Raw genomic sequence first — 12,412 nt, forward strand, 5'->3', positions numbered from 1 at the left:
CGATATCGCTCCCGTCAGGCCGCGCTCTTGCGCACGAACCGGCCGACGATCCAGTTGATCAGGGCGATGAGCAGCAGCAGGACGAGCATGGCCCATGCCACGGCGGCGGCGGGGCCGAGGTGTCCCAGCTTCCAGCCGTAGTTGAAGAGGTAGATGCTGAGGGTCTCGTACTGGTGGTCGGTGCCGCCCGTGGAGCCGAGCGTGCCGCCCTGCAGCAGCAGCGGCTCGCCGAAGAGCTGCATGGACCCGATCGTCGAGATGACGATGGTGAACAGGATCGTCGGCCGCAGCGAGGGGATGGTCACCTTGCGGAACTGCTGCCAGCGGGTCGCGCCGTCGATGGAGGCCGCCTCGTACAGGTCGCTGGGCACGGCCTGCATGGCCGCCAGGTAGATCAGCGCGTTGTAGCCGGTCCAGCGCCAGATGATGATGACCGAGATGGCGATCTTGGAGGTCCACTCCCCGTTGGCCCAGTCGGTGTTGCCGATGCCGACGAAGTGGAGCACCCAGTTGAGGATGCCGCCGTCGGCCCGGAACACCAGGGCGAAGACCAGGGCGGCGGTCGCCACCGAGGTGGCGTACGGGGTGAGGATCACCGTCCGCCAGAAGGTACTGGCGCGCAGCTTGTAGTTGAGCAGGTGGGCGAGGCCCAGGGCGACGAGCAGCTGCGGGACGGTCGAGATGACGCCGATCAGGAAGGTGTTCGTGACCGCCGTCCAGAACTCCGAGTCCTGGAGGATCTTGGCGAAGTTGTCGAAGCCGACCCAGTCCGACTGGCTGAGGCTCGTCATCTCCACCCGGTGCAGGGCGATCCAGCCGGTGTAGAGGAGCGGGTAGAGCCCGAAGGCACCGAAGACGAGGAAGAACGGGGCGATGTACGCGTACGGGGAGGCGATGTCGTCGAGGCGCCACAGCCGGGTCCGCCAGGTGCCGCGTCCGTTCGGCGCGGCACCCGCGCCGCCGGCGCGCGGGGCGGGGGCACCCCGTGTGGGAGTTGTCGTTGCCACGGGGAAGTTCCTTCCTGGGGTTTTCGGCCGGTTACGGGGCGGGGGACGTCGGCGTCCCACCGCCCGGACGGAACCGGGTGGCCGGGCGGGCGTTCACCGGCCTTGGGTCACCGGCCCGGGGACACGGCGCGTGGCGTCCGGCGCCCGTTCCCGCCTCACGGGCACCGGCCCCCGTACGCGGGGTACGGGAGCGGGTGGCCGTACGGCGGGAACCGGCGCCGGACGCCGCGGAGCGGGACCGGCGGCCGGCCACCGCTCCCGGGTGCGGAGTGCGGGCGGCCCCCGCCGGTGGCGGGAGCCGCCGCGCGGCCCCGCGCGCCACGGCGCGGTGCGGGCGGCCGGTCGGGCCGCCCGCACCGTCGGGTGTCAGCCGATCACCTTGTCGATCGCGTCGGTCGCGGCCTTCCACGCGTCGGCGGGCTTGGTGCCCCGCTTCTCCATGTTGTTGATCTGGTTGGAGATCGAGTCCTTGATCGTGGCGTCCTTCGGGCCGAGCACCGTCTCGGGGATGGACTTGGCCTCGTCGGCGTAGATCTGGCCGATCGGCGCGTCGCTGAAGTAGGGCAGCTTCGCGTTCTTCACGTCGGCGAGCTCGTAGGCGCCCTTGTTCGAGGGGAAGACACCGATCGCCTTGAACACGGCGGCCTGCTGCTCCGGGGCGGTCAGCCACTTGACGAGGTCGGTGGCCTCCTTGACGTGCTTGCCGCCCTTGGGCACGGCCAGGAAGGAGCCGCCCCAGTTGGCCGCGGTCGAGCCGGGGGCCCGGCTGATGTCCCACTTGCCCTTGTAGGCGTCACCGGAGTTGGTGGAGATCTGACCGGCCATCCAGGCGGGGCAGGCCACGGTGGCCACGCTGCCCTTGCGCAGGGCCGCCGTCCAGGCGTCGGTGAACTGCGGCAGGCCCTGGGTCAGCTTCTTCGACGCGGCCTCGGCGGCCAGGTTCCAGCCCTGCTGCACGGAGGGGCTGTCCTTGTAGATCGCCTTGCCGTCGGCGTCGTAGTACTGCTTCGAGCTGGAGCTGACCACCGCGTTGTACATGGCGCTCGCGGAGTCCATGAAGTAGGTGCCGGCGGGCGCCTTCTTCTTGTACTGCTCGCCGAGCTTGAGGTAGTCCTCCCAGCCGCCCGCGACGGCCTTGGCGACGGCCTCGCGGTCGGTGGGCAGGCCGGCCTTCTGGAACAGGTCCTTGCGGTAGCAGAGCGACATCGGGCCGATGTCGGTACCGGCGCCTATGACCGTGCCGTCCTTGGCGGTGGCCTGCTTCTCCTTCCAGGAGACCCAGTCGCCCACGTTGATCGTCTTGCTCAGGTCGGCGAACTTGGCCGCCTGCGTGTCGACGACCTCCTTGATGCGGCCCACCTCGATGCCGGTGACGTCCGCGAGGCCGCTGCCCGTGTTCAGCTGCTGAAGGAGCTTGGGGTAGTAGTCCTGCTCGTTGGCGGTCGTCTCTTCCTTGACCGTGATCTTCGGGTGCAGCTTGTGGTACTTAGCGAACAGATCGGCTTCCTTGTAGCCGAACTGCCCGAAGTCGGCCACCGTGAGAGTGATGTTCCCGTTCGCGTCCGAGGTGCTCGAGTCGCTGTCGTCGCTGCAGCCGGTCAGCAGCAGTGCCGAGGCGGTCAGGACCGATGTGGTCAGGGCCGCCGCTCTGAGGCCACGACCGCCGGTACGGGTGATGCGCATTCCACTACTCCTTGTTCCAGTGGGGAACGGGATCTCAGGAATCAGACTGCCGGTGCTCCGGCAATCCGGACCTGCCCTCTCGGTGCGAGCAGCGGCCAGCCCACAACACGCGGCGTGCGGTGGAAAAGGTGCTGGTCATCGGGGTGCAGTGACGACAGAGGGAAGGGCCTTGGGGTGGTTCGCTCCACACGGGAGTGAGCCCCCCGACCAACCGTGGGACCGCTCCCACGCGGCATGCCGGAAGACTGGTTCCTGCCGGGCGCGCTGTCAAGACTTGAAAACGGCGTTGTTGCGCAAGCGTGTTCCGCACGTCACGGGAATGTGTCACACCGCGGGGCGTCACCGGCCGGACATCAGCCGGCATTCTCCCGGATCCCCGCAGGTCATCGACGTAACTGCCGCCGGGGGTCCGGCTGTTGCCCCGGACGCCGGGGCGCCGGGGGCGTTTTCCGGGCCGGAATCCCGCACGCCCCGAGGGGACGCCGGAAGGTGAACGGTGCGTCGCGGCGGGCGGTCGTCCGGCGACCGTCCCGCGGCCCGGCACCCCGGCCCGCCGCCGGGCCGGCGTCCACCGGCCGCCGAGAGAGGGGGACGGCCTCCCGGCGGGCGCTCCGGCCGGATGTGGGTGAGCGTCGTTCCCCTTGCCGCCAGGCACTTTGCCGTGGGAGCGCTCCCATGCATAATGGGCGCACCCGACTCGTGGGAGCGATTCCATGCCCGATGACGCGTTGACCGAGAGCTTCCCTCCCGCCTTCCTCTGGGGCGCCGCGACCTCCGCGTACCAGATCGAGGGGGCCGTGCGGGAGGACGGCCGCACCCCTTCGATCTGGGACACTTTCAGCCACACGCCGGGCAAGACGGCCGGCGGCGAGACCGGTGACACCGCTGTCGACCACTACCACCGCTACCGCGACGACGTGGCGCTGATGGCGGAGCTGGGCCTGAACGCCTACCGCTTCTCCGTCTCCTGGTCCCGGGTGCAGCCGACCGGCCGGGGGCCGGCGGTCCAGAAGGGCCTGGACTTCTACCGGCGCCTGGTGGACGAGCTGCTCGCCCAGGGCATCAGGCCGGCGCTCACCCTCTACCACTGGGACCTGCCGCAGGAGCTGGAGGACGCGGGCGGCTGGCCCGAGCGGGACACCGCGCCGCGGTTCGCCGAGTACGCGGGGATCGTCGGTGAGGCGCTGGGCGACCGGGTGGAGAACTGGACCACCCTCAACGAGCCCTGGTGCAGCGCCTTCCTGGGCTACGGCTCCGGCGTCCACGCCCCCGGCCGCACCGACCCCGCGGCCGCGCTGCGCGCCGCCCACCACCTCAACCTGGCGCACGGCCTGGGCGCGGCCGCGCTCCGCTCGGCGATGCCCGCCGGCAACCGGATCGCCGTCAGCCTCAACTCCTCGGTCGTGCGGCCCCTGACGCCGGACCCCGCCGACCTGGCGGCGGCCGGCCGGATCGACGACCTGGCCAACGGGGTCTTCCACGGGCCGATGCTGCACGGCGCGTACCCCGAGTCGCTGTTCCCGGCGACGGCGTCCGTCACCGACTGGTCGTTCGTCCGGGACGGCGACGAGCGCGCGAGTCACGCGCCGCTGGACGCGCTGGGCCTCAACTACTACACGCCGGCCCTGGTCTCGGCGGCCGCCGGCGGGTCCGTCGGCCCGCGGGCCGACGGCCACGGCGGCGGCGAGCACTCTCCCTGGCCGGGCGCCGACGACGTGCTGTTCCACCAGACCCCGGGCGAGCGCACGGAGATGGGCTGGACGATCGACCCGACGGGTCTGTACGACCTGATCATGCGCTACACGCGCGAGGCGCCCGGGCTGCCGCTGTACATCACCGAGAACGGCGCGGCCTACGACGACAAGCCCGGCCCCGACGGCCGGGTGCACGACCCGGAGCGCATCGCCTATCTGCACGGCCACCTCTCGGCGGTGCGCCGGGCCCTCGCCGACGGCGCCGACGTCCGCGGCTACTACCTGTGGTCCCTGCTGGACAACTTCGAGTGGGCCTACGGCTACGGCAAGCGGTTCGGGGCGGTGTACGTGGACTACACGACGCTGGAGCGCACCCCCAAGTCCAGCGCCCGGTGGTACGGCCAGGCGGCGCGGACCGGGGCGCTGCCGTCGGTGGAGCCGGCCGCCTGACCGGCCGGGACGCGACCCGTCATAGGGGAGGGCCGCGTCCACCGGCCCGGGCGCGGCCCGTTGTGGGGGCGGGCCGCGCCCGGTGTCTTCCCAGGCGTCACTTGAAGGCGCCGAACGCCTTCGAGAAGGCGTTCGGGTCCTGGGCGATCGAGCTGCAGGTGGCGTCGGCGGTGGGCTTGGTGCCGCCGGCGCACGCCTTGTCGCGGGTCGCGGACCACATGGAGAGCCCGCCGAGGCCCTTGGACCGGGCGAAGTCCACCAGCTGGGTGGCGTCGTCGACCTTGAACACCTCGGAGGAGACGTCGTTGACGCCGATCATCGGGGTGACCGCGACGGTCTTCCAGGCGGCGGAGTCGGACAGCCCCAGCACGCTCTTGACCTGGGCCTGGGTGGCGGTGGCGGCCTGCTCGGCGTAGGTGCCCATGTCGCCGCTGTAGGCGGGGCCGTAGTCCATCGCCATGATGTTGACCGCGCCGATCCTCACGCCGTTGGACTTGGCGTCGGCCAGCAGGTTCACGCCGTCCTGGGTGAGTCCCTCGGGCATCACCGGGAGGGTGAAGGAGACGTCCAGGCCCGGGTGCTGCTGCTGGAGCTCGGCGACGGCCTGCGCGCGGCGGGTGTTGGCCGCGGTGTCGGGCAGCGCGCCGCCCTCGACGTCGAAGTCGACCTTGGTGAGCTTGAAGGCGTCGACCGCCTTGCCGTACGCCGCCGCCAGCGCGTCCGCGGAGGAGCAGGTGGTGGCCAGCTCGGAGCCGGAGGCGCCGCCGAAGGAGACCCGGACGTCACCGCCCTTGGCGCGCAGGGAGCCTATCTGCGCGGCCACGCCGTCGCCGGTGAGGTCCGTGACACCGCCCCACTTGGGGGTGCAGCCGCCGCCGTCGGTGACGAAGGCGAGGTTGTAGTTCTTCACACCGGTCGCGTCGGCCGCGGCGAGGAGGTCGAAGGCCGGGTAGAGGGAGGTGTCGACGTAGGGCGCGAAGCCGGCCGAGGCGGTGGTGCCGGTGCCGGAGCTCTGGCCGGGCGTGGGGGTCGGGGTGGGCGCCGGGCTCTGGCTCGGGGTCGCGCTCCTGCTCGGGGACGGGCTGGGCGTGGGCGACTGGGTCGGGCGGCCGCTCGGCTCGGGGGTGGGTCCGCCGTCCGCGGAACACTGCTGGCCGTCGATGCGGCAGCCCGTCGGGTCGCCGCTGCCGCTCACGACGAAGCCGACGGTGGCCGACTTGCCGGGGGCGAGCCCGGCGGTGTCCCACTGGGCGGGCTTGACGGTGACGTGCTGCCCGCTGGTGCTCGACTCGCCGTTCCACAGCGAGCTGACCTTGGCACCGGCCGGCAGGTCGAACTCCAGGGTCCAGGTCTTCTCGGTGGCACCGCTGTTGTTGGTGACGACGTACTGGGCGGTGTACCCGGTCGACCAGGCACTGGTCCTCGTGTACGCGGCGTTCACACCGGCGGCGTTGGCGGTGCCGGTCAGCACGAGCGCGCCGCCGCCGACCACGGCCGCGGCCACCAGGCCACCGATCGCCTTGTTCCTGCCACTGATCCTGCGCCGGTGCGTGCTCATGCGCGTCCTGCCTTCGTTCGTCAGGGGGGTGAGGTGCGGCAGCACGCTAGCGGCATGGAATCGGACAAACGGCCTGATGCGGACGGGGGGTGAGGTTCTTAGGCCGCGCTTAAGGAAGGGATCGGGGACGGTTAAAGGTAGAGACCAATTTGCCCGTCCGGCGTCTTCGGGTGGTCCCCCGGTGACCGCGGCCCGCCGCCTTCCGGCCGTCCAGCTGGAACCAGATCCGCACCTCGGTCCCGCCCAGCACGGAGGAGCCGATGCGGACGTCGCCGCCGGTGGACTCGGCGAGCCGGCGCACGATGTCCAGGCCGAGACCGGTGGAGCCGGTGTTCCCGGAGCCGCGGCCGCGGGCCATCGCCGCCTCGGGGTCGGGTATGCCGGGGCCCGCGTCGGAGACCAGCACGATCACCGCGTCCTCGCCGTTGTGCACGTCGACCGCGAAGGCGGTGCCCTCGGCGGTGTGCCGGAAGACGTTGCCGAGCAGTGCGTCGAGGGCGGCGGCCAGGTCGGCGCGGGCCACGGGTGTGCGCACCGGGCGCTCGACCCCGGCCACCCGCCACTTGCGGCCCTCGTCCTCGGCCAGCGCCGACCAGAACTCCATGCGCTCGCGGACCACTTCGGCCGCGTCGCAGCCGGCGCCGGGTCCGGCGGCCGCGGTCTGCGGCTTGGCCTCCCGGGCCGTGCGGATGATGGCGTCGACCTCGTCCTCCAGCTGGGCGACGGCCGACCGGGTCTGCTCGGCGGCCGGTCCGGCGCCGAGGGAGGCGGCGTTCAGCCGCAGCACGGTCAGCGGGGTACGCAGCCGGTGCGACAGGTCGGCCGCCAGTTCCCGCTCGTTGGCCAGCAGTTGGACGACCTGGTCGGCCATCGAGTTGAACGCGACCGCGGCGAGCCGCAGTTCGTTCGGGCCCTCCTCCGGGACCCGGGCGCCGAGCCGGCCCTCGCCCAGCTCGTGGGCGCCCTCGACCAGCCGCTGCGCGGGCCGCACCATGCGCACCCCGAGCCGGTCGGCGACCGCGACGGAGCCGACGATCAGCGCGAGGCCGACGGCCGCGAGCACCGCCCAGGCCGTGCCGACGCCGTTGGTCACCTCGGCCTCGGGGACGTACACCTCGACGACGGCTATCGCGCCCGTGCCGAGCGCCACCGGCTGCAGCAGCGTCGATCCGCCCGCCACCGAGGTGGTGGAGGCGCGGCCCAGCTTCCGCACGGCCTCGATGTCGTCGTCGGCGGCGCGCTGCCGGCCGAGGTCGAGCGCGGCCCGGCCGCCGCCGGCGGGCAGGTGCACGGCCATGCCGGAGTCGGCGCCGGCGGCGGCCACGACGCGCTCAAGCTTGTCCCGGTCGGTGGTGATGGACAGGGCGGGCGCCACCGCGGCGGCCTCCCGTTCGGCGTTCGAGAAGGCCCGGTCGCGCGCCATCTCCTTGACGACGAGCCCGAGCGGCACCGCGAAGGCGACCACGACCATCGTGGTCACCGCCAGGCACACCTTGACCAGGGCCCATCTCATCGCGGCGGCTCCCCTTCCCCGTCACCGGTCGCGGGCGGCTCCAGCTTCACGCCGACGCCCCTGAGCGTGTGCAGATAGCGCGGCCGGGCCGCGGTCTCCCCCAGCTTCCGCCGCAGCCAGGACAGATGGACGTCGATGGTCTGGTCGTCGCCGTAGGACTGCTGCCAGACCTCGGCGAGCAGTTCCCGGCGGGGCACGACCACACCGGGGCGCCCTGCGAGGAACGCGAGCAGGTCGAACTCGCGGCGGGTCAGGTCCAGCCGGGCGCCGTCGAGTTCGGCCTGGCGGCGCAGGGGGTCGACGGTCAGCCCGCCGACCCGCAGGACGGGCGGGGCCGGGGCCTCCGTCCCGCCGGCGCGGGCCCGGCGCAGCACGGCCGCGATCCGCGCCGACAGGTGCTCGACGGAGAACGGCTTGGTCAGGTAGTCGTCCGCCCCGGCGTTCAGCAGCCGGACGATCTCCGTCTCGTCGTCCCGGGCGGTGGCGATGATGACGGGCACGTCGGTGATGCCGCGCAGCATCTTCAGCGCCTCGGAGCCGTCCAGGTCGGGCAGCCCGAGGTCCAGGATGACGAGGTCGAACCGGAGATGGGCGACCTCGCGCAGCGCCTCCAGTGCCGTACCGACGCTGCGCACGGTGTGCGAGGCGTCGGTCAGGTGCCGGATGAGCGCCGAGCGTACGAACTGGTCGTCCTCGACCACGAGCACACTTGCCATGCGCCGCACCGTACGCCATGCGGCGGATGCCGGTTCGGGCCTGTGGACAACTCCGGACACGTGCGAACGGCCGTCCCCCTGGGGCAGTATGGCCGGCGATGCGCAGAGGACTCGTACACGTACTGGCGTGGCTGCTCGCGACGGGAGCGGCGGTCACGCTGTCGTGGTGGGGTGTGCACACGGTCATGGCCGGGACGGCGTACGACCCGCCCCGCGCCCTGCCGGTCACGGCCGCCGGCACCACCGCACAGCGCCCGGAGCCGCCGGCTCCCGCGACCGCCCGGCCCGCCCCGTCGAAGAGCCCCGCCGCCGGCTCGGCGGCCGGTCCGGCCCCGTCCCGGACGCCCGCCCGCGGCCCCTCCGCGTCCCCCACCGGTTCCGGTCGGGTCAAGGCCTACGACACCGACGGCGGCCGGGCGGTGTTCGACCTGGGGCCCGCCGACGCGACGCTGGTCTCGGCGACCCCGGGGACCGGCTGGTCGATGCAGGTATGGAAGACGCAGACGTGGATCCGGGTGGAGTTCAGCCGGGCCGCGGACCGGGTCTCGGTGTTCTGCACCTGGCACGACGGCCCGCCGCACGTGGACGTGGGCACGTACTGAGCGGGCGGCGCCGGACGGCCGGCCCGGCCCGGCCGTCCGGGCTCAGTCGAAGACCGACGGAGGCGGGGCCGGGGAGGCGACCGCCGCCTCGTCCGTCACGGGGGCGGCGCCGCCGGTGAAGTCGGTCAGCTGCCGGCCGTGTTCGACCCGGGCGGGGTGCGGGTCGCAGGCGGCGCGGCGGGTGAGTTCGGCGAGGGGCAGCGGCAGCGCGGAGGCGGCCAGGACGGCGTTGCCGAAGCGTCTGCCGCGCAGCACGGCCGGGTCGGCGATCAGCGCGAGCTCCGGGAAGCGGGCGGCCGCGGTGGCGATCTGGCCGCGCAGATGGGCGAGCGGCGGGCCGTCGGCGACGTTGGCGGCGTAGACGCCGGAGGGCTTCAGGGCCCGGCGGACCTCGTCGAGGAACTCGGTGGAGGTCAGGTGGGCGGGGGTGCGCGCGCCGCTGAAGACGTCGGCGACTATCAGGTCGGCCCAGCCGTCCGGCACCTTGGCCAGGCCCTCGCGCGCGTCCACCGACCGCACCCTGATCCGGGCGCCGGGGTCCAGGGGCAGTGCGCGGCGCACCAGCCGGACGAGGGCGGCGTCCCGTTCGACGACCTGCTGGGTGGAGCGGGGGCGGGTGGCGGCGACGTACCGGGCGAGGGTGAAGGCGCCGCCGCCGAGATGCACGGCCTGCACGGGCTTCCCGGGCGGCGCGGCGAGGTCGATGACGTGGCCGAGGCGGCGCTGGTACTCGAACGAGAGGTACGCCGGGTCGTCCAGGTCGACGTGCGACTGGGGCGCGCCGTCGATCAGCAGCGTCCAGGCCCGGGCGCGGTCCGGGTCGGGTACGAGTTCTGCGAGTCCGCCGTCGACCGCTTCCACCACGGCTTCGGCGGCCGGTCCGCGCCGGTTGTTCCTGGACCTGCCCATCGGTCCATCTTCGCAGGCGCTCCGGGCGGCCGTGTCACCGGCAGCTGTCGGCGGCCTCGATCATCCGGGCCGCCTCGCCGAGGGCCCGGCGCAGGACCGCCGGGTCGGTCGCGAGGTCGGCCTCGCCGGGCGGCACCAGCCAGTCCGAGCCCTCCACCGGCGGCTCGGGGGTGAGTCGGAGGCCCTGCCCGTTCGTCTCGGTGCAGGTGCTGCCGGGCACGTCCCAGCAGGCGGCCGTGCCCGCCGGGACCAGGAAGCCCAGGGTGTCGCCGCCGTCGTCGTGCAGCACGGGCCCGACCGCCTCGCCCGTGCCGCGGCGCAGGATGTCGACCGCCTCCAGCCCCTGCCGGGCCGGCACCGTCACGAGGTCGCACACCGCGTCCCCCGCCGTCGTCGCCCTCCCCGTCGCCGACGGCGCCCATGACGACGCCGGCGGCGTACAGGGATCGTTGCTCTGACTGGTCTCCATGCCGGCCTCCACCGCGCCTGTTGCAGTCCACGGGGTCCAACGCGCGAGGGCGTCAACGGCTACGGCGCAAGTGCGCCGCAAAGGATGGCAGTTCATGGCAGATCGTGGATGAGATATCCGGTTTGTAGCCAAACACAGCGTGGCGAGTCCGGCACAACCGGTACGTTCTTGCTCGCCGGAACCAGGGTGTCCCAGGACAACTCAGCCCGAATCCACCCCGGATCCGGCATGGTTCGACGGTTCGCACGAGAGGACCCGGCCATGGCGTCGTCAAGCGAGACCTCGTCACAGCCCGAACGGCCGGCACGGCCCAACCTCGCCTTCCGGCAGTTGCGCGGCCGGCGCTCACCGGCCGAGTTCGCGGCACTGGTGCGGCGGGCCGCGCGGGAGATCGGCGAGCGGGTGAGCTGTGACGCGCGTTACGTCGGCAGGGTGGAGGCAGGTGAGATCCGCTGCCCGAACTACGCCTACGAACGGGTGTTCCTGCACATGTTCCCCGGTCGGACGCTCACCGACCTCGGCTTCGCGTCCCGCTCGTCCGTCCGCGGACGCGCGGCGCGGGCCGCCGGGGACGGCCCCCGGGCGCTCGCCGCGGGTGAGACCCCGGGGGCGTACGAGCCGTATGACACGCAGGACGGCCTGCCCGACCCGCAGGACCGCCCGTACGACCCGCTGGACCCGTACGGCTCGCACGAGCCGTACCCGAACGACCATCTGAACCACGAGGAGAGCGACGTGCTGCGTCGCGCATTCATGACCGGCTCCGGCGCCACGGTGGCCGCCGCCACGCTGGGCCCGCTGGCGCTCGCCACCGACGCCGCGGCGGCGGCCCGGCCCCCGCGCCGCGCCGGGACGCCCGAGGCGGCCGCCCTCGAGGAGGCCGTCCGCCGCATCCGGCTGCTCGACGACCGGCACGGCGCGGACGGCCTGTACCGGCGTGCGGCCGCACCCCTGCGCGCCGCCTACGCGCTGCTGGACGCCGGCGCGACCCGGCAGACGACCGCCGACCGGCTGCACTCGGGCGCCGGCGAACTCGCCATCTCCGTCGGCTGGCTGGCCCATGACTCCGGCCGCTTCGACGATGCCCGCTCGCACTACGCGGAGGCCCTGGCCACGGCCCGGATGACCGGGGACGCGGGGCTCGAGGCGCACGCCTTCTGCAACACCGCCTTCCTCGCGCGCGACGCCGGCCGCCCCCGCGAGGCGGTCCGCGCGGCGCAGGCCGCCCAGCGGATGGCCCGCCAGCTCGGCTCCCCCCGCCTGATGTCCCTGCTCGCGCTGCGCGAGGCGGGCGGCTGGGCGGGGCTCGCCGACCGGGCCGGGTGCGAGCAGGCGCTGGTGCGGGCGCAGACCTTCTTCGCGCGGGGCCACTCGGACGCCGACCCCGAGTGGATGACGTTCTACGGCGAGGCCGAGCTGGAGGGGCTGGAGGCGCAGTGCTGGTCCACCCTGGGCGACTGGCGGCGCGCGGCCCGGCACGCCCGCCGGGCGGCCGAACTGCAGGACCCGCACTTCACCCGCAACATCGCGCTGTACACCGCCGAACTGGCCGACGACCTCGCGCGCGGAGGCCGCCCCGACGAGGCGGCCCAGGCGGCGATGCGCGTCCTGGACCTGCTGGACCAGGTCCAGTCCTCCCGCATCCAGACGATGCTGGCGGGTACGGCCCGGGTGCTCCTGCCGCACCGGCGCGCCTCCGGGGTCTCCGAGTTCCTGGACCGGCACGCGTCACTGCCCCGGGCGGGGCGGGTCTAGGGTCTTTCGTTTGGATCAGGCCGGATCAGGGAGCGGGGTCCGGTGCCGTGGATCGC

The 12,412-nt window shown here is 73.3% G+C and carries 10 protein-coding genes; 3 read left to right on the plus strand and 7 right to left on the minus strand.

Annotation, left to right across the window (positions count from 1 at the left end):
* Window positions 1–14: 14 nt before the first annotated feature.
* Window positions 15–1,007: a carbohydrate ABC transporter permease gene (locus AQJ66_RS19585; protein WP_061923621.1), complete on the minus strand. Its 993-nt coding sequence runs from the start codon at window positions 1,005–1,007 to the stop codon at window positions 15–17.
* 366 nt (window positions 1,008–1,373) lie between these two features.
* The gene (locus AQJ66_RS19590) at window positions 1,374–2,690 is read right to left on the minus strand and encodes an ABC transporter substrate-binding protein (RefSeq protein WP_061923624.1); all 1,317 of its coding nucleotides are present in this window, start codon (window positions 2,688–2,690) and stop codon (window positions 1,374–1,376) included.
* A 713-nt stretch (window positions 2,691–3,403) separates the two neighbouring features.
* Between AQJ66_RS19590 and AQJ66_RS19595 the strand changes: the two genes are divergently transcribed.
* Window positions 3,404–4,834, plus strand: a complete 1,431-nt coding sequence (locus AQJ66_RS19595; protein WP_061923626.1) for a GH1 family beta-glucosidase — start codon at window positions 3,404–3,406, stop codon at window positions 4,832–4,834.
* A gap of 97 nt (window positions 4,835–4,931) precedes the next feature.
* Here AQJ66_RS19595 and AQJ66_RS19600 read toward each other — a convergent pair whose 3' ends face one another.
* The 3 genes from AQJ66_RS19600 to AQJ66_RS19610 form a co-directional block, all read right to left on the minus strand.
* Window positions 4,932–6,392: a glycoside hydrolase family 18 protein gene (locus AQJ66_RS19600; protein ID WP_061923629.1), complete on the minus strand. Its 1,461-nt coding sequence runs from the start codon at window positions 6,390–6,392 to the stop codon at window positions 4,932–4,934.
* A gap of 109 nt (window positions 6,393–6,501) precedes the next feature.
* On the minus strand, window positions 6,502–7,905 hold the full coding sequence (locus tag AQJ66_RS19605; RefSeq protein ID WP_061923632.1) for a sensor histidine kinase: 1,404 nt from the start codon (window positions 7,903–7,905) through the stop codon (window positions 6,502–6,504).
* The gene (locus AQJ66_RS19610; RefSeq protein WP_061923634.1) at window positions 7,902–8,621 is read right to left on the minus strand and encodes a response regulator transcription factor; all 720 of its coding nucleotides are present in this window, start codon (window positions 8,619–8,621) and stop codon (window positions 7,902–7,904) included. Before AQJ66_RS19610 ends, AQJ66_RS19605 begins: the two co-directional genes overlap by 4 nt.
* 98 nt (window positions 8,622–8,719) lie before the next feature.
* On the opposite strand from AQJ66_RS19610, the gene AQJ66_RS19615 reads away from it, so the two are divergent.
* On the plus strand, window positions 8,720–9,223 hold the full coding sequence (locus AQJ66_RS19615) for a hypothetical protein (RefSeq protein WP_061923636.1): 504 nt from the start codon (window positions 8,720–8,722) through the stop codon (window positions 9,221–9,223).
* A gap of 42 nt (window positions 9,224–9,265) precedes the next feature.
* Here AQJ66_RS19615 and AQJ66_RS19620 read toward each other — a convergent pair whose 3' ends face one another.
* Window positions 9,266–10,132: a spermidine synthase gene (locus tag AQJ66_RS19620; RefSeq protein ID WP_061923639.1), complete on the minus strand. Its 867-nt coding sequence runs from the start codon at window positions 10,130–10,132 to the stop codon at window positions 9,266–9,268.
* 34 nt (window positions 10,133–10,166) lie between these two features.
* Entirely contained in the window at window positions 10,167–10,601 is a 435-nt protein-coding gene (locus AQJ66_RS19625) for a hypothetical protein (RefSeq protein ID WP_061923642.1), read from the minus strand.
* 261 nt (window positions 10,602–10,862) lie between these two features.
* Between AQJ66_RS19625 and AQJ66_RS19630 the strand changes: the two genes are divergently transcribed.
* On the plus strand, window positions 10,863–12,356 hold the full coding sequence (locus tag AQJ66_RS19630) for an NsdA family TPR-like regulatory protein (protein ID WP_061923644.1): 1,494 nt from the start codon (window positions 10,863–10,865) through the stop codon (window positions 12,354–12,356).
* The last annotated feature ends 56 nt before the right edge of the window (window positions 12,357–12,412 follow it).

Origin of the sequence: Streptomyces bungoensis (assembly GCF_001514215.1) — a bacterium.
GTDB lineage: Bacteria > Actinomycetota > Actinomycetes > Streptomycetales > Streptomycetaceae > Streptomyces > Streptomyces bungoensis.

Coding starts and splice junctions, on each gene's coding strand:
- AQJ66_RS19605 (WP_061923632.1), bottom strand. CDS start 7,905: ATGAGATGGGCCCTGGTCAAGGTGTGCCTGGCGGTGACCACGATGGTC.
- AQJ66_RS19600 (WP_061923629.1), bottom strand. CDS start 6,392: ATGAGCACGCACCGGCGCAGGATCAGTGGCAGGAACAAGGCGATCGGT.
- AQJ66_RS19620 (WP_061923639.1), bottom strand. CDS start 10,132: ATGGGCAGGTCCAGGAACAACCGGCGCGGACCGGCCGCCGAAGCCGTG.
- AQJ66_RS19610 (WP_061923634.1), bottom strand. CDS start 8,621: ATGGCAAGTGTGCTCGTGGTCGAGGACGACCAGTTCGTACGCTCGGCG.
- AQJ66_RS19590 (WP_061923624.1), bottom strand. CDS start 2,690: ATGCGCATCACCCGTACCGGCGGTCGTGGCCTCAGAGCGGCGGCCCTG.
- AQJ66_RS19615 (WP_061923636.1), top strand. CDS start 8,720: ATGCGCAGAGGACTCGTACACGTACTGGCGTGGCTGCTCGCGACGGGA.
- AQJ66_RS19595 (WP_061923626.1), top strand. CDS start 3,404: ATGCCCGATGACGCGTTGACCGAGAGCTTCCCTCCCGCCTTCCTCTGG.
- AQJ66_RS19630 (WP_061923644.1), top strand. CDS start 10,863: ATGGCGTCGTCAAGCGAGACCTCGTCACAGCCCGAACGGCCGGCACGG.
- AQJ66_RS19625 (WP_061923642.1), bottom strand. CDS start 10,601: ATGGAGACCAGTCAGAGCAACGATCCCTGTACGCCGCCGGCGTCGTCA.